A 19,268-nucleotide genomic window follows, 5' to 3' on the forward strand; every position below is an offset into this window, starting at 1 on the left:
TAGGCAATAGGGAGGATAGATATGCCAACAACCGGAGAGAAGCCTGGCAAGGGAACGTACAAGTGTCGCAACTGCGGGACTACGGTGACGCTGGATGATAGTACCGATACGTTGCCGCCGTGCCCCAAGTGTCATAAGACTGACTTCAGGAAGGTCGGTTAATCTGCGACACACCATCTTCGAGAAGGCATGAACGAGGCGGACGAGGGCGCCCGCCTCGTTCATCATCGTAACGGCGTGGATCAACGAAATGCCAATGCAGTTCAAGTTTGACCCTAATCAGGACTTCCAGCTGCGTGCTATCGAGTCGGTAGCGGATCTGTTTGAGGGTCAGCCACGCGTCCATCCCGAAGTGACGTTCGCGCTGCGCGCTGGGTTCGCGGCGGTGCCGAATTGCCTCGATTTGGACGATACATCTTTGCTTGCGAACCTGAATGCGGTGCAGTCTGAAAACGGCATCCCAACGGACAACGCCTTGGAATCGATTGAGAACAGAATCGAAACCGCAGACGGGCCCAAGACAGTTGCCTTCCCTAATTTCTCGGTGGAAATGGAGACCGGAACAGGTAAGACGTATGTCTATACCCGGACAGCACTTGAGCTTTTCCGCCGCTACGGGCTACGGAAGTTCATCATCGTAGTGCCTTCTGTGGCGATACGCGAGGGGGTCCTTAAGAGCCTTCAGGTAACTGAAACGCACCTGCTGCAACACTACGAAAACATGCCGTATCGCTATTACGTATATGATTCAAAGAATCTCTCTCAGGTCCGGCAGTTCGCTCTTTCTAACAGCGTTGAGCTCATGGTCATGACGATTGATTCGTTCAACAAGGCGCAAAACGTAATCCACCAGAGCACAGACCACCTACAAGGGGAGACGCCCATCCACCTTGTGCAGGCCACGCGACCTATCTTGATTTTGGACGAACCGCAGAACATGGAGAGTGAGTTGCGCATCAAGGCGCTGTCTGCGCTGGACCCTCTTCTGGCACTTCGATACAGCGCGACTCACCGCAATCCCTACAATCTGGTCTATCGCCTTACGCCCTTTGAAGCGTATAGGCACGGCTTGGTGAAGCGCATAGAGGTGGCCTCGGTCGTGAAAGAGGACGACTTCAATCAGGTCTTTCTGAGGCTCGATCAGATTATGACTCATAAGAACACGGTGACTGCGCGCATTGCCGTTCATAAACTGATGAGGGACGGAACCGTAAAAGAGAAGACGGTGAAGGTGAAGCGCGGCGACTCGCTTGAGGAAAAATCCTGCCGACCGGAGTATGCGGGGTTCGACGTGGACGAGATCAACCCTGGCGGCGGTTATGTCCGCTTTGCAAATGACGTCGAATTGAGGAAGGGCGAATCCCGAGGCGCAGATAAGGAAGCGCTTTTCGACGCCCAGATTCGTTACACCATCGAAGAACACATGCGCAAACAAGAGAGATTCATGGCTGCCGGAGTTAAGGTGCTGTCCCTCTTCTTCATTGACAGGGTTGACAACTACGCCCTTGAAGACGGGATCATCCGACGGCTGTTTCTGAGCGCATACCTTGATATCAGGAAGAAGCACCCGGCATGGGAGGACAAGGACCCAAGGGAGGTGCAGGCCGCCTACTTCGCAGAGAAACGGCGGAAGGCCGGCAATATAGAAGTTCTGGATTCAGTCACGGGAAAGACTAAGGCGGATGAGGCGGCCTACAATCTGATCATGAAGGACAAGGAGCGACTCCTTTCCTTTGACGAGCCGGTTGCGTTCATTTTCTCACATTCCGCATTGCGGGAAGGATGGGACAACCCGAACGTTTTTCAGATTTGCACGCTAAATCAGACCGCTTCCGAGGTGAAAAAACGTCAGGAGGTAGGGCGCGGGGTGCGTTTGTGCGTTGATCAGTCTGGCGACCGTCTCCGAGACGAGAGGATCAACGTGCTGACCGTGGTAGCGAACGAAAGCTATGAAAGGTACGTCGCGCGACTGCAATCCGAACTCCAAGAGGACTTTGGTGGGGATATTCCGCCAAGACCTCCAGACGCCAGACGGCGTGGCAAGGCGACGCTGCGCAAACACTACACCCTCAAACCGGAGTTCAAGGAGCTCTGGGAAAGGATCAAGCACAAGACGCGATACGCGGTCAAGATCGACACACAGCGGTTGCTAGCTGACGTGGTTCCACAAATCGACGGGGCAGACATCAGCCCCCCATGTGTTACAATCACAAAGGCGGAAGTACTCATGGACAGCGAGGATAGTCTGAAGGCCCGCCACATAGCAAAGACCGCGAAGACTCTGTCGAGGCGCGGTCCCCTTCGGAACCTAGTCCAGATCATGGAGAACCTCATGGAAAACACGTCTCCGGCGATGCGCCTTACGCGGGCCACGCTTCTGGAGGTCTTCAAGCGGGCTCAGGACAGAAGTCGCGCAACCGATAATCCGCAGGGGTTCGCTACGGCGGCGGTGCGAATCATCAAGGACAGACTTGCGGACCACTTGGTTAGTGGCATCCAGTATGAGAGGATCAACGATTGCTACGAGATGACCCAACTGGAGGCTGAGATAGACAGTTGGCTAGAGTACTTGGTTCCGGCGGACGCCTCGGTCTATGATCACGTCATTTGCGATTCGGAGCTGGAGAAGCAGTTCGTCGAGGGACTAAGCAATCGACGTGACGTCAAGATGTTCGTTAAGCTGCCACCCTGGTTCACCGTGCCTACGCCCGTAGGCGAATACAATCCCGATTGGGCCATTGTCATGGAAGAGCTGGATGAACACGGCGACCCCGTCGGGAAACCGCTCCTATATCTCGTGCGTGAGACCAAAGACAGGAATTGGCGAACGGAGCTACGACCTGACGAGCGCCGCAAGATTTATTGCGGAGAGAGACACTTTCGGGGCGCGCTCGGCGTGGACTACAAAGTAGTCACAGACGCGCGCGAGTTGCCGTGAGACCATGAGAATAACTTCACTTGTTCAGCGCGAGCGTGCCGACGTAATCCCTCAGCGGCTGCGGCTGGTCGAGGCGCCGGCGTCTGGCGTCCTCGAAGAGAAAATCGACGATCCCCTCAGCGATTCTGGAGCATACCCGAGCGTCGTAGAACAACGCCGTGCCGACCGAGATGGCCGAGGCGCCGGCTATGGTGAACTCGAGGGCGTCGCGGGCGCATACGATGCCTCCGGACGCGATGATTGGTATCGAGACAGCTTTTTGGACACGGTGGACGAGCAGTAGCGACAGCGGCTTTATGGCGGGGCCGGAAAGCCCACCGAAGTTGTTGCCGAGCATGGGGCGTCTGGTGAAAACGTCGATGGCAAGCCCTGGGAATGTGTTCGCGACCGTGAGAGCGTCTGCGCCAGCCATTTCACATCTTCTTGCGGTCTCGGCAATCGAGGCGGCGTTTGGGACGAGTTTCACGATGATGGGCCTTCGATACATTTTCCTTATGGAAGTTACGACCCTGGCGGTTGTGTCCGCATCCTCCCCAATCGGCCTGCCGTTCAGGTTTGGGCACGAGACGTTTATCTCGATGGCGGAGAAGAGTTCCTGACGGTAGGAGAGAGCCTTTGCGGCATCGATTACGTCCTCCGGACGGTCTCCGCCGACGTTGACGATGACGTGCGTATCGATGCCCTGAAGCGCCGGCAGCTTCTCTTGTATCAGCGCCTCAACCCCTATGTTCTCCAGGCCAATGGAGTTGAGCATTCCGGATGATGTCTCGAGGATTCTGGGTGCGGGATTGCCGGACTTGGGCTTCAGCGTAACGCCTTTTAGAACTATTGCGCCTACCATGTCGAGCGAGAACCCTTTTACCTGCAAATACTCATCGCCATAGCCGAACGTGCCGGACGCGATAATGATTGGGCTTGTCAGCTCGAGCTCACCCAGCGAGGTCTTGAGAAGACTGCGCGGGTCGATTGTGGCCTCTTGGTCGCGCTCCACGCGGTCTTCAGATGTCATCGTCAGAGCTGTTCTGCGAAATAGATATGTCGTTCACCTGGCAGCCCAGACTCCCGTCGGAAAGCGTAACGATAATCGCTGCGCCGAGCCGCGCGTCCCTTGCCCGTGAGAGCGGCTTGCCAGACGCCGCATCCTGGCATATCGCATAGCCGCGACTCATAACATTCTGGGGCTTGAGCGATATTAGGCGGTCATGCAGCGCCCGATATCTCGTGCTCGAGAGGTCAACCGTGCCACGCATGGACGCCGCCATCCTGCTCTCATAGCTCTGAACGACGGACCGTGCTGCTGCGATTTTCTCGGTTGGCACAAGCGTTCGATGTCGCAACGCGAGATGCGAGGCCTGCTGCGTCCTACGGTCGAGATAGCCCTGTATCCCCCGCTGCAATCTGGCGTCGATGTCGTCCACTCGCTGCATGAAGAGCTCGATCGGACGCTCAGGGGTATTTAGCCGAAGGACAGCAAAGAGCGTCTTATGTTCCTGTCGCACGAATGCCAGCCTGTCCAGCATCATTCTCAGCACACGACTACGAAGGCTGTTGACCCTTACCAGCAGTTCGGCCCTGTTCTGCACCACCAGCTCCGCGGCCGCGGATGGCGTGGGTGCACGCAGGTCTGCCACAAAATCGGCAATCGTGAAGTCAACCTCGTGGCCGACCGCCGAAATAATAGGTATTTTAGATCCCGCAATCGCCCGTGCTACCTGCTCGTCGTTGAACGCCCACAGGTCAATTGCTGCTCCGCCGCCGCGACCCACGATCAGAACGTCGCACGCGTCGAGGCGATTCAGCTCCTTGATTGCGTGCGCGATCTCGCCCGGTGCCCTCTCTCCCTGCACCAGAACCGGGTATAGAATGATATGCGCCGAGCAGAAGCGGCGCCTCGTCACGTTGAGAATATCGCGAATTGCCGCGCCGGTTCGCGAGGTAACAATGCCGATTGTCTTAGGCATCTTTGGGACCGGCCTCTTGCGCTCCGGCGCGAACAGGCCCTCGGCATTGAGCTTTGCCTTGAGCTGCTCGAATGCTAGTTGAAGAGCACCGACGCCTTTTGGCTCCAAGTAATCGAGGATGATCTGGTATGTGCTGGAAGGTGGATAGCAGCTCACAGCCCCCCTCGCAATGACGGCGAGGCCATTCTCCGGTTTGAACCGCAAGAAAATGGCCTTATTACGAAACATGACAGCGCTGATCTGCGCCTTGTCGTCCTTCAGCCGCATGTAGAAATGCCCCACGCTTGAGCGCTTCAAATCTGTTATCTCGCCCTCGACCCAAATGTCGAAGAATCGCTTTTGCAGCAAGCCCCTGATCTCCAGAACGAGCTCGGAGACCCTGTAAACCTTGCGGGCTTGCTGGCCATCGTTGAAGTTGAGTTCCAAGTCTTTCATTGAAGCCCCCAGTTCGAGCATTCTTTGTGTGTTGACAACAATGAGAGTATCAGGTGCGGTCCCTATGCGTCAATTGCAGGAATCTGAGGGTTTCTATGAAACAAGAACGCGAGAATAGGGGAGAGGCAGACCCCAATTACACTCTGATTCGGACATCAAGAGGCCGACTAGGTTATGAGGATAGGTCACTGAAGGATGATCCGCGAGGATCACGAAGCCACGGCAAGATTGCCGCTCCGTTCTCCTCGCGCATCTTCATCTCGTTCCTGGGTCAGTGCTCCATCTCTGCTGCTTGGTTCTCATGGGCCATGAATTGCCACAGCGCCTCGGTCGCAACGTCAATGAGCTCGGGATCATCGCTATTATTGATGACCTGCTCAAGCTGAACGCGGCATCTCTCCTTCAGCCGTGCGATCTCCTTAGCCAGCGGCTCCATTAGCTTCTGCGCGATCGGGTCGCCCATCTCAGCATGCCGCTGAATCGTGGCCAGGCCTTGTTCCATCTTCGCAAGATTGAGCTCAAGCTGCGCCAGGATTCTGTTTTTCATCGAAAACACTCCTAAATGTCCATTCTCGATAAACACCAAAACTCTGGAACGTAAACCTGTTTAAACATTATGCTCCAAAAAACCTCTGAACCTTAGGCCGGTAATAACCACTCTAGAATCTCATCTGTTCCTATCATTACAAAATTGGCCAAAGTAGTCAAGTCCGCCAGGCCGACGGGGTTTGACCTCAGATTGTTGGTGATTTTCATGCGGACTTCTTGCATTGCTCCCAGAGTTGGTCGAATCGGTAGAACTCCCTCCCAACCTCCCACATGTGCTCGCAAGCGTGATACTAATCAATTATCTCTATCGCGACTGGAAAGTGAAAAATCGCTCTGATTCCATATCCATTTGGCGCCATCACCCAACATCCAGTCATTCTCTCGACAAAAACCACCACCGGGTGCATCTCACCACCACGTAACAACCCATCCTTGCGGAACTGCTGCGAAGCTGGTCGCGGACTTGACATGAGCAGTGTGGCAGCCCTATATTCTGTGTGAGATTGGATGTGATCTGTTCATGAAGGAGTTCCGCTATTGTATGCAGTAATTGAGACAGGTGGAAAACAGTACATTGTTCGAGAGAACGATGTTGTGAATGTTGAGAAGCTCGGAGTCGAGCCCAACGAAGAGGTTGCTTTTGACGCCGTGCTGATGATTAGCGATGAGAACGGCGAGGTCAAGATCGGCACCCCAACGCTCGAAGGCGCCAAGGTTCTGGGCGAGGCGCTCGGGGAGACAAAGGGCAAGAAGGTCCTGATAGGCAAGATCAAGCGGCGCAAGAACTATCGGCGTAAGATTGGCCATCGTCAGACCTTCTCAAGTGTTAAGATAAGATCGATCGAGGCTTAGTTTTGGAGATTCCTTATGGCACATAAGAAGGGCGTAGGCAGTTCACGAAACGGTCGAGATAGCTGCTCTCAGCGGCTTGGCGTGAAGAAGTTCGCTGGCGAGAGGGTCCTGTCGGGCAACATCATCGTCAAACAGCGCGGGACGCACATTCTTCCCGGTAGAAACGTCAAGCGGGGTAAAGACGACACGATCTTCGCGACATCGGCCGGTATTGTGAGTTTCAGGACGGGCAAGGGCGACCGCAAGACCGTCAGTGTAATAAGCGAGGTTTGAGCACGGACAGCTGCACAAGTCGCGTCGTGAATCCCCCTGATTGGGGCCACTTACTTTCCCGCCCCGCCATGAGACGCTGAAGGGGTCTATGTTTATAGATTCCGCCACAATTCGGGTCAAGGCCGGAGACGGGGGGGCCGGTTGCGTCTCGTTTCGGCGAGAGAAGTTCGTGCCTCGCGGGGGCCCGGATGGCGGAGACGGCGGAGACGGCGGGGATGTCATCGCAGTGGCGCGCGAAGGTCTTAAGACCCTGTTTGACTGCCAGGAGCGGCATTACTACAAGGCTAAGCGGGGCGGCCACGGAAGCGGAAATAATCGGCACGGTAGAAACGCACCAGACCTCATAATCGCTGTTCCGCCCGGCACGGTTGTGTCCGATGCACCGACGCGCGAGCAGCTTGCGGACCTGTCACGGCCAGGGGCCGAGTTCCTTGCTGCAAGGGGTGGCAAAGGCGGTAGGGGCAACACTGCCTTCAAATCATCGACAAACAGGGCGCCTCGGATGGTAGAGCCCGGTAAGCCCGGTGAATCAGGCATCCTGAGGCTGACGCTCAAGATACTTGCGGATATCGCCCTCGTGGGGCTCCCAAACGCTGGCAAATCGAGCCTCATAGCAGCTGTCTCGGCGGCACGGCCGAAGATCGCGGACTATCCGTTCACAACGACAGAGCCGAACCTGGCCGCTATCAACATCGGGAACGTCTTTTCGTTCACGATAGCGGACATCCCAGGCCTTATCGAGGGAGCACATTCTGGCCGCGGGCTTGGCATAAGATTCTTGCAGCACATTCAGCGGGCTAAGGTGCTCGTGCTCGTCGTGGACGTCTCAAAGAGCGCCTCGGTTCCAGCAGTTAAGGCCTGCGAGGTCCTTAAATCCGAGATGGCCTATTACGACCCCTCCCTGCCTGATAAGATCGGCTTTCTGGCCGCCAATAAGACCGACCTCGACTGTTCAGAGGCGGCACTAACCGAGCTGAGAAGATTCTGTGCGGAGCGAAGCGTTGAGATGTTCGAGGTCTCGGCTCTGACGGGAGGCGGCCTTGGGGCCTTAGTGGATGCGCTCTCGTCGAGAATGTCGTTGAGGGAAGCTGTTGTCGGTCGCTGAACTGTATCAATCTGCGAACGTTGGTATCCTCGGTGGAACGTTCGATCCGGTGCATCATGGCCACCTGATAGCGGCAGAATGCGTGCGTGAGTGTCTTTCACTCGACACGGTTCTACTTGTTCCCTGCGACTCGCCGCCTCACAAACCCAAGGGGGCAGTTGCGTCGCCAGCAGAGCGACTTGAGATGTTGGGGCTCGCCACGCGGTTTGCTCCCCAGCTCAAGGTCTCAGACGTTGAGCTCTCACGCGGCGGCACGTCCTACACAATTGCCACATTGAGACACTTTAAGTCTCAATTGCCCCAAACTAGGTTGTTTCTCATTTTGGGTAGTGATGCTTTTAGCGAGATAGAGACATGGAAGGATTACGAGCAGATGTTCTTGGAAACGAGTTTCGCCATCATGCTGCGCGGTGGTCATGCTCTACACGAGGTCATTTCCAGGGCGAACCGGCGGCTGGCGGGCTTCTTATCGCATGCCCCTCATGTTGATAGCCCTGTCGCTGGAGAGTTGGCTTTGAAGAGTGGCTCAAAAATCGTTGTGGTGCACGTGCCACAGGTGGAGTTGTCCGGGTCGATGATACGAAGGAACATAGAAAAGGGACGGTCGATTCGATACATGGTGCCCGAGGCGGTGCTGGAATACATCAACAATAGAGGTTTGTATCGGGGTGATTGAAGAGGAAGCTAAAGACCAAAACGGTGAAGTGAAATCCGAGGACGTTGCTGCGGCCGGTAGCGATTCGGATTCTTCGGCAGATGACGAAACGCAGAGGCTCTTGCTCCTTATCCGTGAGTGCATCGAAGAGCGAAAGGGCCGTGATCTCGTTGTTCTAGACCTGACTGAATTGACCCCAATCACAGATTACTTCGTTGTGTGTTCTGGGACGTCGTCTATGCACACACGCGCTATCTCAGAACACATCGAGATGTCCTGTAAGAAGGCGGGCTTTAGATATTTTGGGATTGAGGGTCAGCAGAACGGCAAGTGGGTTCTGATAGATTACGGCGACATTGTGGTCCACATATTTGTTGACGAGACTAGGTGGTTTTACAATCTAGAGCGGCTATGGGGTGACGCGCGGCGAGTCGAGCTTGAGAGCGAGTAGATGAGCGCTCGGTCTCTTTCTCAGCTCGCGGCATTGCTGAGAGTACGGGAGGGTGAGAGCTCTGTGTGCAAATAACGCTGTCGCAAACCAAAATCTCTGTGCGACATCAGGTGCTTACAAGAGGACCGAGGCCGCCGAGGCAACATTTGCGAGGAAATGCGGTCTAATGCCTGCACAGCAGAAGATACGGTTTTGTAGAGGTGGCGCTTGCACCCGTTTCAGTAAACATCCGGAGGCGACATGAAGAGCAGAGTTCAAATAGGCTCAAACGTTATCGGGCCAGGCAACCCAGTATTTCTGATCGCGGAGGTCGGCTCCAACCACAACCAGGACCTCGGCAAGGCCACAAAACTCATCGAGATAGCGGCTCAGGCAAACGCAGACGCCGTCAAGTTCCAGACATTCACAGCCGAAAAGCTCGTGGCGAGAAGCGAATCGCTTCCGGACGGGACCAACCTCTGCGAGCTCTTCAGCAAATACGAACTTCCTCACGAGTGGCATCGCGAGCTTATCGATTGCGCTCATTCGCTCGGCATCGAGTTCCTCTCGTCGCCGTTTGACTTTGAGGCGGTCGATCTTCTCGATAGTTTGGGCGTGGCGGCCTTCAAGGTCGCGTCGGGCGACCTTGATAACCTGCCGCTTTTGGCCCATATCGCGTCAAAGGGGAGGCCGATTATCCTCTCTACGGGCATGGGCACACTCAGCGAGGTCGGGACGGCGCTTGCGACGATCGCCAAGCAGGGCTGCGATGAGGTCGTCCTGATGCACTGCGTCTCGAGCTACCCTTCGCCACCAGACGCCATGAACCTGAAGGCCATCGACACCCTTCGGCAGGCCTTCAAAACCCCGGTTGGGCTATCCGACCACACGCTAGGCTCCCAGATACCCATAGCCGCAACAGCCCTCGGTATTGACCTTCTGGAGAAGCACTTCACTGATAACAGGGAACAAGAGGGGCTCGACCACTCATATTCGCTAGAGCCTGACGAGCTCAGTGAAATGGTCCGGGCGGTCAGAACCGTAGAGAAGGCGCTTGGCTCCGGCGAGAAGACATGCCAACCAGCCGAGAGCGAGACTAGGTATTATGCGCGAAGGAGCCTTTTCGCAAAAAGAAATATCCCGAAAGAGAAGAAGATCGAGCGCGAAGACATCAAGATCGTCAGGCCTCAGCGAGGCATCGAGCCATCATATTTCAACTTTGTGCTCGGCAAGCGTGCCCAAAGAACCATTGAGGCGGATGAGCCAATCACTTGGGACGTTATATGAGACTGTAGGTTGGTCCGCAGTGCGAGACGAGCCCGGCACCTGCGACCCACCGACCCAATGCGCCCTGGGACTCCATCTTGCCCGCGCGCTGGCCGCAGACAGACCGGGCGCCGACCCAATGCGCCCAGAACGCCTGCCGATCGGCCCGATTGCGCTCCGCGAAGGTTACTTCACCGTGAAATAAGGGTATGTGGCGCTTGAGTTGCCGGACTTATCGAATGCGACGACCTCGAGCGTCACGTTGCCCGTCAAGAGGCCCGCTGGCATGAACGTCTGGAATGTATAGACGCCGTCATTGGCGTGGTCATCGCCTTCAAGGCCGTCGTCGTGAAGAAGCACCCCTGTTGGCACGCCGCCCTCGAGAAACAGCTCCACACGCTCGATGTCTGAAAGGCCGTCAGGATCATCAACATAGACCAGGGCGCGAACGAGGTTGCCGGCCAGCACCTTATCTCGGCCAAAGAAACCCCCGCCGAGTATGACTGGGGCGCCATTTGCGGTTGTTTCGGCCTGTCTGACCGTAGCGGGCGCTGTGAAGGTCTGCTCTGAGAAGCTGAGCGGCGCTGACAAGACGCTCAGATACGGCCAGGAGACGCTTTTGTTCCCGGCGATGTCGGTTGCGAGTATCTCCAGCCTATACACAGCTGGATCGAGGGTGCCAGGCATGAAGCGCTCGGAGAAGGTGAAAATCCCATCGCCGGCGCTCGCGTCGTCATATTCACCGTCGTCTTTCAGGAATTTTCCCAGCGGGATGCCGCCGTAGCACAGCTCAACATGGCGAACGTCATAGGGCCCATTCGGGTCGAGGACGAATGCCCGAACGCCGAGCTGGCAGCTTCCAGATGAATCGACCTCTGCGTTGAAGAACCCGGCGGCGTAAACGCTGGGCGCGAGCCTGTTATTGAACATGATCACGTAGGAAGCCCCGGCTGGCACGCCCACGAAGTTGGTGTAATCCTCTAGATGAAGCCAAGCGCCTTGGTTCTTTTGATAGACGTTCAAACTGATGGATACGAACTCCTTTACGATCAGAGTGTCCTCATTGGAGAAGATCAGGTAGTACACCTCGTCGTCGGGCAGGTCAACTGCGAACTCGTCGCCGGGCAAGTTGTGCCGCCAGTCATAGGCAGAAAACGGCTCTCCTTGGCTGTACTTGTGGTAATCCTCCGATTTCAGGATGAAAAAGTCGATATTGCCAGTGCCGGGGCAGTTGTTCCCGAAAGTGGACATTGGCAGATTGTATTGTGTCTCGTAATCGACGTTATAGGACACGATAACCTTGTAAGGAGATTGGGGAACAGGAGGAAAATCTAACGAATCGATCGGGGGCAGCTGAGGCATAACGTTCTCAACCACGAACTCATGCTCGTACTCCTCGTCCGCCACGGTGTTCGTGAGAAGCGGCTCCTGGGGCAGGTTGGTGTCACCCATACGGCTCTTGACCTTGAACCAGAAGTCTCGTTTGTTCCCGAGCTCCATGACGAGCTCGCCAGTGGAATCAGTATAGGCGGAAAGTGGGCTGACGAGCTTCTCCTCTGGTTTATTGAAATACCGGACATAGGGAATGACCTGGGCGCAGTCCACGGGGTTGCCCTTCAGGTCCTCGACGCGCACGTGGAAACGGCAGACCTTGCTGTACCTGCTGGTCGCGTTGATGGGATATGTATCGCCTCGGTCCTTCAGAATCGCCGACAGGTCCTTGCCGCCTCCCAAATCCTTGTCCGACAAAACGCCTTGATTTGCGATTGAGGCGCTCCCAACGTTCCAGCCCACCTGATAGCCATGCCAGCCTCGGTCCCAGAACTCACAGGACACATGGTCCCAGGTGTGGTTGTTGACACCGGCGGATGGGACAAGACATGTTCGGGCCGCGGCGTTGATCATGTCTTGTATCTCGCCACAGTTGCCATTGTGCTCGAAGCATATCTGATTTGGCTGAATGGGCCGATTACCTCTGGCCTGAAAGGAGAGCATCCGCGACGCCCAGTTGGTGATGACGTCAACCGCCATAGAGTCATCTTCAAATGGCCGGTAGCGGGGCAGACCTGTGTTTACATAGCTGTCGTCCCAGACGTGCGTCGCCTTCTTAATCACGTCACCCAGAACTGGATAGGGATTCATCTGGACATCATAGACCGATTCGGAAACGTAGCCTCGGCCAAAGAGTGCCAGACCATCCCAGCTCTCGTTGGCGTCGCATGCCCCGTGGACCTCCATCACGCCCCCGACCTTGCTCATCCACCACTTGAAGTTGTCCATGAACCCGACCGTTGCGACCGAGGCGTAGAAATCATAAGTCTGGTGCGAGGGGATCACGACTTTGGAGAAGTACCCCCATTTGTCCTGGTTGAACATCTCGTCCATTGAGACGAATTCATAGACAATGCTGTTTTGGTCGAGCGTCTCTGCTATTGGGTCCAGAATCGCCGAATCGTTCGCCCCATCAAGTATTGCTACCTGGTCTTGACCCGGCCCGCGAGGCGCAAGCAGCTCGCCGTTGTAGCCACTGGAGCGCATTAGCAGGTTCTCGAGCACATTCTTATTACCGGCCTTACTAGCTCGCTCCACCTCGAGAGTAGTGAAAATCACCCGGCCGTAGCTCCATGCCCACTCGATGAGCAGCGGCCTCTCAACGTCGGGGCCGCCAACAATCACGCCCTCGATTCCGCCCGAATCCAAGTAGCCCGGAGCGGCCGGGTCCCAGCCAGTCAGATCGGAAGCGCTGAGCAGGTTCGGCTCCCGAAGCATTAGGTTTAGGCTGTAGTCGTATTCGCTGGATGGGTTGTAGAACAGATACTCTCGCCAGAAATACCCATACGTGCTCATCTGCTCAGAGAGAATGGGGTTCATTGACGGGTTCTCGTCCCCAAGCTTAGGATGAACCACATACCAGTAATAGATGTCGGCTGGCAGCTCATACTGAACGGTTGCACCGCTCACGACCGTGTTGTAGATGATCGTTGAGTAGTAGTCGGGGTCAACGCCCGGCTCACCGTAATCTATGATGTCAGCGTAGGATATATCGGGATCGACGCGGTATAGCAGCTGAGCGTTCACAAGATAGACTTCAGGGTCGGTCGCGCTCAGAATGGACCTCGAAGAATGCGCGACCGTGAAGGCCACCTCATCGATAAGACGTGGGTCAGAGATCGACAGCAGAAGCTGCCCGTAGTCCTCCTGATCGTCCGGCGACATCCTCGTGAACATGTCATAGAGGTCCATCTTCACCCAGTTTGGCACGGTCTCGAGCGAGGCCTCCGCTGACGGGGAGATGATAATTTTGCAGGGAAGGTCTCGGATGTAATCGCCTTGAGAGTCAAGCTCAACTAAAACGCCCGACTCGCTTTCGGCGCCACGAGAAGTCTGATCAGCATTGTTCGGCACGACAGTTGATTCCGGAAGCGCCTTAACCAGAGACTGATAGGTCTGAAGTGCCAGGCAATTGCCCCGTAGGCCGACCGACAAGACGACTAGCGCCGCAAACAGCACAACTTTACGCATGTCAACTCTCCCTTTCGCTGTAATCTGTGATTGAGGCAGATAGTCCCTATCTCGGCCACGCCAAATCAAACGCCCGAAGCCCCTATTTTCACCTAACATATCATAGCCCAGCGCCTCGCAAACTCAAGACGAGCTCCTAAGTTGCGGAAACACGGATTGATGCGGTGGGAACAACAGAGCAAGTCTCGATGTTTTGCACATTGAACGTGCTCATAGTGGTTTTCATTGAACGCAAGACTTGGGATGTGAACTCTTGACAACAGCCGGCTATGTTGTAGGTTCTCACACACCTTTTGGTTCTTACGGTCTTGCTTGGGATGCCAATTAACGGAGTGGTGTATTGTAATGATTGAGGTGAAGAGTGTAACCAAACGTTTCGGGCCGACGGTCGCGGTCAACAACCTTTCTTTTGAGGTCAAGACTGGCGAGGTCTTGGGATTCTTGGGGCCCAACGGCGCGGGCAAGACGACAATGATGCGCATAATCACGTGTTACATGCCCGCAACTGATGGGACCGTAACGGTGGCCGGTCACGACACGCTCACGGACTCGTTCGAGGTGCGGCGGCACATTGGCTACCTGCCAGAGAGTGCGCCTCTGTATCTTGACATGGATGTAACTGATTACCTGTCGTTCGTGGCGCAGGTTCGAGACATTGCGCCCAACGAACGGCATGAGAAGATCGGGCGGATAGCGGAGGTTTGTGGGCTGGAGGACGTGATGCGGAAGGACATCGGCACGCTCTCGAAAGGCTTCAAGCAGCGTGTTGGCCTTGCGCAGGCCATGATCCACAACCCGGATATTTTGATACTAGATGAGCCAACCACAGGCCTCGACCCAGCGCAGATCATCGAGATGCGGGAACTGATTAAGCGCATTGGCCGGGAGAAGACGGTTATTCTCTGTTCTCACATTTTGCCTGAGGTCTCTGCGACTTGCGACAGGATCCTTATCATTAATGAGGGTAAGAAGGTCGCATCGGGCACGCCGGATGAACTGGCCGCGGCGACCGACGGGGGCGTAACGATGCAGGCGAAGATATATGGCCCCGAGGCGCAGGTGAGGGAGAAGATCGAGGGGATGAAGCGTGTGATAGGCTGTCGGGTCCTAGAGAGTCCGCCCGACGGGCCGGTGACTTTCGTGCTCAAGGCGAAGCCGAACGGCGATTTGGGGCATGATGTATTCAAGATGGTGGTTGAGAATGGTTTCAGCCTTTCCGAGCTGAGAACTGAGCGAATAAGTCTTGAGGATGTGTTCCTGCAACTAACAACGAAGGAGAGGAGCGGCAAATGAGGAATATCACTGCGGTATTCCAGAAGGAGCTTCGGTCATATTTCAACTCTCCGATAGCGTATATTGTGATAGTTCTCTTCGTTGGCTTCTCCGGCTGGCTGTTCTTCAGGAGCTTCTTCATGGCGAACCAGGCTTCGATGAGGCTCTACTTCACGATGCTGCCGTGGTTGTTCATGATATTTGCCCCGCTAATAACTATGCGGTTGTGGGCAGAGGAGAAGAAGCTGAACACCCTGGAGCTTCTGATGACGATGCCGTTGAAGGATTGGGAGGCGGTTCTGGGCAAGTTCTTTGCGAGCCTGTTCCTGATGGTGGTGATGCTCCTGCTTTCGCTGCCGCTTGCCCTGTCCGTGTCGGCGTTGGGCAACATGGACTGGGGCCCGGTGGTCGGGGGGTATTTGGGCGCGTTTCTGATGGGAGCCGCGTACCTTTCGATTGGGCTTTTTGTCTCGTCCGTCACCCAGAACCAGATCGTGGCGGCGGTTACAGGTTTCTTTATTTGCTTCGGGATGTGGATCGTGGGCGAGAGCATTGTGGTGTTCATGGCGCCGGCCTCGCTTGCTGGCGTGCTGGAGTTCCTCGGCCTGGGGTCCCACTTCGAAAGCATTGGCCGCGGTGTAATCGATTCTCGCGACATCATCTATTACTTGACGGTCATTGGCTTCTTCCTGTTTCTGAACGTTAAGGGAGTGGAGAGCCGCAAATGGGCATGATGATTGAAGGTTCGAGGAGGCAAAGGTAATGGCTAAACGAGCAACAAGCTACGGAGCCAGTGTCGCGATCTCTGTGGTGATAATCTTGGGCATATTGATCGTCTTGAACTGCCTATCGAATCTCTATTTCGCGAGGGCTGATCTCACCGAGGACAACCAATATACAGTCTCGGAAGCGACAAAATCTGCGCTGGCCGACCTCGAGGACCTCGTTACTATCGAGGCCTATTTTTCCAAGCAGTTGCCGAGCTACGTGATGCCGCTCAAAACTCAGGTGAAAGACCTCTTGGACGAATACAAAGCCTATTCCAAAGGGAACTTGCAGGTTGAGTTCATCGACCCCGGTGATGACAAGCAGCTCAAACAGAAACTACAGTTCATGGGGATACCGCCGGTTCAGTTGAACGTGATCCAAAAGGACAAGGCGGAGCTCACAACAGTCTATCTTGGGCTTGCCATTCTCTATGAGAACAAGCAAGAGGTCATTCCGCTCATAAGAGGCACCGAGAACCTCGAGTATCAGATAACGTCGGGCATCAGGAAGGTAACGATGTCAGAGGTGAAGAGCGTTGGTCTGCTGCCCCTGACGGACGGGATGAGTGTTGAAACCAGTTTCTCGAAACTGAAGGAGGCGCTTCAGAAGCTCTACGATGTGAAGGTGCTCGACTTCAATAGCCCTCGGGGACTAGAGAAGGTCGATACGCTGCTCATCCTTGGCTCAAAGAAGCTCTCAGACTGGGAGAAGTTCCAGGTCGATCAGGCGATAATGGGCGGAGCGAATGCGATGTTTTTGACCGACATGATCGACCGCGAGGAGGGGCAGCTTCAGGCAAAGCCGGCCGAGGCAAACGTGAACGACTTGCTGAATAGCTACGGCTTCCAGGTGAACAGCAATCTGGTGCTCGACCGTGTGGCGGCGATGGCGGCGTTCAGCTCGGGTTTCATGTCGTTCAGACTGCCTTATCCGTTTTGGCTCAAGGTTGGGAAAGCGCAGTTGTCCGAGGATAGCCCGTCTGTCGGCCTGCTGTCTGCGGTCGTGTTCCCGTGGACGAGCTCTGTGAAGATAAAAGGCAAGGAAGGCGCCGGCGTCAAGTATAACGTTCTGGCACGCTCCTCGGACGCATCGTGGCTGCAAACTGGTAGGTTCGACCTGAGCCCCCAGCAGAGCTTCTCCAAAACTGCCGGCGGCAGCTACGAGCTAGCCGCGGAGGGCACTGGAACCTTCAAAAGCCTGTTCGCGGGCAGAGAGGCGCCGAAACCTGAGGGAGATGCGGCGCGTTATGCCAAGGAAGAGCAGGAGACCATTGAGAAGAGCCCGCCGGTCAAGATCGTCGTTGTGGGCAACTCGTTCATGGTCAATGACAACTTCCTCGCTCGGTACCGCAAGAACGATCTATTTGTCGAGAACCTTATCGATGTGATGAACTTGGGCAAGGGGCTTGTCGGCATCAGAACAAGAGGCGCTACCGAGCGCCCACTCGAGGAGGTCTCTGAAGGCGCCAAGCAATGGGTCAGATATGGCAACATGTTAGGAATCCCGATTCTCGTCGTGCTATTCGGCCTGTCGAGACACTTCGTCAGAAAAAAACGGAAGAGGGCTTTGTAAGTGCACACCAAAAAGATAATCGTCCTGCTCGTAATCCTGGTCGTTTTATCAGCCGTTGCCTATGTAGCTTACGAATCGAAAAAGCCGCCCGAACGGCCGCCAGCCGACTCGCAGCAGGCAAAGCTTTTTCCGTCGCTTAAGGCAGACGAGGTAGCACAGATAAAGATCAGGTCGCTTGGGAGCGAAGCTCGGCTTGTTCGCGACGACAGCGGCACCTGGGTCGTTCCGGATAAGGGCAACTACACGGCGGATGCAAAGGCGATCGACCGGATGCTTGACGCGATAACGACGATGGACAAGGGCACGGTGGTGTCTCGTAATCCTGAAAAGCAGCTGCTTTATGAGGTGGACAAGATCAAGGGCACCGAGGTTACTGTTCTGGACAAGCACGGCAAGGAGCTCGCCCATTTCTTTGTTGGCAAGGCAGGGCAGGATTTCTTCAGCACGAACATCTGCCTTGCTGGCGAGAACGAGGTGCGTCTCGTTCACAAGATGCTTTCCTATATGTTCAAACGGACGGACGGGGATTGGCGTGAGAAGGAGGTATTCACTGACGCAGACGAGGAAAAGCTCGTCAAGTACACAGTCGTAGGTGCGGAGGGCTCAGCATCGTTTGCGAAGAGCGAGACGGGGACTTGGAGCACGATCGAGCCTGCGGGCAAGGAAGTTGCTCCGGAGGATGCGAAGCGCGCTGTTTCCGGACTCGCCAAGCTGCGCATCTCTGGCTTTGCCGAGGACAAGAACAAGGACAAGTTCGAGCTCGACAAGCCGAAATGGACGATTACCGCAACGGGGGATGACGACAGGCAATACGCGCTTAAGATATGCGGCGAACGGAGCAAGGCGCAGTTTTTCGTTCAGCGGGTTGGTAAGGACACGGTGTTTTACACGAGCAAGTATCAAGTCGAGAGGCTCACAAAGCCATACAAAGACGCGCTGGGCATCAAGGAAGAGAAAACCCCGGAGTCTAAGAGCCTCCGTGAACCCAAGAGAGGCAGCAAGAGGCCGATAACGTCTCGAAATGTAAAAGCGGCCCAGAAGACCAAGGGCGGCAAGTCGAAGAAGTAGGGCTGCATATTATGGAGGCTGTCCAATAAGTCCGTTTTGCCTGTGTAGGGGCGATTCACGAATCGCCCTGGTCTAATCCGATCGGGCACCTTAAGGGCGGTTCGTGAACCGCCCCTACACGAGGTCGATGTCCTTTTATAGCCACATCTGGGACGCCAGGCCCGTCTGAGCACGGCGCCCATCAGCAGCGGGTCATACCGCCAAGAAGGTGTCATCCGCTCGGCGCAAGGCGGGGCGCATCCTTTCTGCGATATAGGTAGAAGTGATACTTGTAGAAAGCATCCAGCATGTCCGGCGCCTCAACTAGCCTGTAATCGTCGTAAAGTACCTTGTGATCAAGCAGCATGTTCTCGTAGTTATGCTCGCACCAAGTCCGTCCCATCACGTCAACGAGAAGGATGTAGTCAGGCTTGCGGCGGAAGACATACATCGGTTTGAACTTAGCGTGTGCCTTGCCCTTCAGATGAGCAATGTAGCGGTCGGTCAGGCCGCGCATGTCTATCACACGAACCCCTGAATAATAGGGGATCAGGCCCGCCTCGCCCAGCGCCACGGTGGCATTAGATGGGATTCGCTGGTGCATCATCTTGGCCACAGCATAG

At 55.5% G+C, this 19,268-nt stretch carries 17 protein-coding genes; 12 read left to right on the forward strand and 5 right to left on the reverse strand.

The features are described 5' to 3' along the window. Window positions 1-21: 21 nt before the first annotated feature. Window positions 22-162, forward strand: coding sequence for a hypothetical protein (locus VM163_07970; GenBank protein HUT03809.1), 141 nt, complete (start codon window positions 22-24; stop codon window positions 160-162). A 94-nt stretch (window positions 163-256) separates the two neighbouring features. Beyond that, window positions 257-2,938, forward strand: coding sequence for a DEAD/DEAH box helicase family protein (locus VM163_07975; protein HUT03810.1), 2,682 nt, complete (start codon window positions 257-259; stop codon window positions 2,936-2,938). A gap of 16 nt (window positions 2,939-2,954) precedes the next feature. Here VM163_07975 and VM163_07980 read toward each other — a convergent pair whose 3' ends face one another. From VM163_07980 to VM163_07990, 3 genes are all read right to left on the reverse strand, one after another. Continuing rightward, window positions 2,955-3,947: a dihydroorotate dehydrogenase gene (locus tag VM163_07980; protein HUT03811.1), complete on the reverse strand. Its 993-nt coding sequence runs from the start codon at window positions 3,945-3,947 to the stop codon at window positions 2,955-2,957. Beyond that, on the reverse strand, window positions 3,937-5,334 hold the full coding sequence (gene xseA / locus VM163_07985) for an exodeoxyribonuclease VII large subunit (GenBank protein HUT03812.1): 1,398 nt from the start codon (window positions 5,332-5,334) through the stop codon (window positions 3,937-3,939). The genes VM163_07980 and xseA overlap by 11 nt, the downstream gene beginning before the upstream one ends. Window positions 5,335-5,605: 271 nt before the next feature. Then, entirely contained in the window at window positions 5,606-5,881 is a 276-nt protein-coding gene (locus VM163_07990) for a hypothetical protein (protein HUT03813.1), read from the reverse strand. A 539-nt stretch (window positions 5,882-6,420) separates the two neighbouring features. Between VM163_07990 and rplU the strand changes: the two genes are divergently transcribed. The 6 genes from rplU (at window position 6,421) to VM163_08020 (ending at window position 10,485) form a co-directional block, all read left to right on the forward strand. Continuing rightward, window positions 6,421-6,735: a 50S ribosomal protein L21 gene (gene rplU, locus VM163_07995; protein ID HUT03814.1), complete on the forward strand. Its 315-nt coding sequence runs from the start codon at window positions 6,421-6,423 to the stop codon at window positions 6,733-6,735. Window positions 6,736-6,750: 15 nt separating this feature from the next. Next, window positions 6,751-7,008, forward strand: coding sequence for a 50S ribosomal protein L27 (rpmA, locus tag VM163_08000; protein ID HUT03815.1), 258 nt, complete (start codon window positions 6,751-6,753; stop codon window positions 7,006-7,008). A gap of 88 nt (window positions 7,009-7,096) precedes the next feature. Further along, window positions 7,097-8,113 (forward strand): GTPase ObgE, encoded by a 1,017-nt coding sequence (gene obgE, locus VM163_08005; protein ID HUT03816.1) that lies wholly within the window; start codon window positions 7,097-7,099, stop codon window positions 8,111-8,113. Beyond that, window positions 8,100-8,789, forward strand: coding sequence for a nicotinate-nucleotide adenylyltransferase (gene nadD, locus VM163_08010; protein ID HUT03817.1), 690 nt, complete (start codon window positions 8,100-8,102; stop codon window positions 8,787-8,789). The genes obgE and nadD overlap by 14 nt, the downstream gene beginning before the upstream one ends. Beyond that, on the forward strand, window positions 8,782-9,219 hold the full coding sequence (rsfS, locus tag VM163_08015) for a ribosome silencing factor (GenBank protein ID HUT03818.1): 438 nt from the start codon (window positions 8,782-8,784) through the stop codon (window positions 9,217-9,219). The genes nadD and rsfS overlap by 8 nt, the downstream gene beginning before the upstream one ends. Window positions 9,220-9,459: 240 nt before the next feature. Then, window positions 9,460-10,485: an N-acetylneuraminate synthase family protein gene (locus VM163_08020; protein HUT03819.1), complete on the forward strand. Its 1,026-nt coding sequence runs from the start codon at window positions 9,460-9,462 to the stop codon at window positions 10,483-10,485. Window positions 10,486-10,650: 165 nt separating this feature from the next. Here the strand turns inward: VM163_08020 and VM163_08025 are convergent, their stop codons facing one another. After that, window positions 10,651-13,986 (reverse strand): hypothetical protein, encoded by a 3,336-nt coding sequence (locus tag VM163_08025; protein ID HUT03820.1) that lies wholly within the window; start codon window positions 13,984-13,986, stop codon window positions 10,651-10,653. Between the two features lie 345 nt (window positions 13,987-14,331). Here VM163_08025 and VM163_08030 point away from each other — a divergent pair, with 345 nt between their 5' ends. From VM163_08030 to VM163_08045, 4 genes are read left to right on the forward strand one after another with little or no spacing between them, the layout of a single operon-like run. Then, on the forward strand, window positions 14,332-15,279 hold the full coding sequence (locus VM163_08030; GenBank protein HUT03821.1) for an ATP-binding cassette domain-containing protein: 948 nt from the start codon (window positions 14,332-14,334) through the stop codon (window positions 15,277-15,279). Next, on the forward strand, window positions 15,276-15,992 hold the full coding sequence (locus VM163_08035; protein ID HUT03822.1) for an ABC transporter permease: 717 nt from the start codon (window positions 15,276-15,278) through the stop codon (window positions 15,990-15,992). Before VM163_08030 ends, VM163_08035 begins: the two co-directional genes overlap by 4 nt. Before the next feature lie 28 nt (window positions 15,993-16,020). Continuing rightward, window positions 16,021-17,598 carry a GldG family protein gene (locus VM163_08040; GenBank protein ID HUT03823.1) on the forward strand — a complete coding sequence of 526 codons (1,578 nt, stop codon included), beginning with the start codon at window positions 16,021-16,023 and terminating at the stop codon, window positions 17,596-17,598. Continuing rightward, window positions 17,599-18,666: a DUF4340 domain-containing protein gene (locus VM163_08045; protein ID HUT03824.1), complete on the forward strand. Its 1,068-nt coding sequence runs from the start codon at window positions 17,599-17,601 to the stop codon at window positions 18,664-18,666. Window positions 18,667-18,877: 211 nt separating this feature from the next. On the opposite strand, the gene VM163_08050 is transcribed toward VM163_08045, so the two are convergent. Continuing rightward, a partial coding sequence (locus tag VM163_08050) for a hypothetical protein (GenBank protein ID HUT03825.1) occupies window positions 18,878-19,268 on the reverse strand: 391 nt, incomplete at its 5' end.

It is taken from the genome of bacterium (genome assembly GCA_035527515.1).
GTDB lineage: Bacteria > B130-G9 > B130-G9 > B130-G9 > B130-G9 > B130-G9.

Bases quoted from the DNA above. Each gene is read 5' to 3' on its own strand.
- VM163_07970 (HUT03809.1), top strand. From the start codon at position 22: ATGCCAACAACCGGAGAGAAGCCTGGCAAGGGAACGTACAAGTGTCGC.
- VM163_07975 (HUT03810.1), top strand. From the start codon at position 257: ATGCAGTTCAAGTTTGACCCTAATCAGGACTTCCAGCTGCGTGCTATC.
- VM163_07980 (HUT03811.1), bottom strand. From the start codon at position 3,947: ATGACATCTGAAGACCGCGTGGAGCGCGACCAAGAGGCCACAATCGAC.
- xseA (HUT03812.1), bottom strand. From the start codon at position 5,334: ATGAAAGACTTGGAACTCAACTTCAACGATGGCCAGCAAGCCCGCAAG.
- VM163_07990 (HUT03813.1), bottom strand. From the start codon at position 5,881: ATGAAAAACAGAATCCTGGCGCAGCTTGAGCTCAATCTTGCGAAGATG.
- rpmA (HUT03815.1), top strand. From the start codon at position 6,751: ATGGCACATAAGAAGGGCGTAGGCAGTTCACGAAACGGTCGAGATAGC.
- obgE (HUT03816.1), top strand. From the start codon at position 7,097: ATGTTTATAGATTCCGCCACAATTCGGGTCAAGGCCGGAGACGGGGGG.
- VM163_08020 (HUT03819.1), top strand. From the start codon at position 9,460: ATGAAGAGCAGAGTTCAAATAGGCTCAAACGTTATCGGGCCAGGCAAC.
- VM163_08025 (HUT03820.1), bottom strand. From the start codon at position 13,986: ATGCGTAAAGTTGTGCTGTTTGCGGCGCTAGTCGTCTTGTCGGTCGGC.
- VM163_08030 (HUT03821.1), top strand. From the start codon at position 14,332: ATGATTGAGGTGAAGAGTGTAACCAAACGTTTCGGGCCGACGGTCGCG.
- VM163_08035 (HUT03822.1), top strand. From the start codon at position 15,276: ATGAGGAATATCACTGCGGTATTCCAGAAGGAGCTTCGGTCATATTTC.
- VM163_08040 (HUT03823.1), top strand. From the start codon at position 16,021: ATGGCTAAACGAGCAACAAGCTACGGAGCCAGTGTCGCGATCTCTGTG.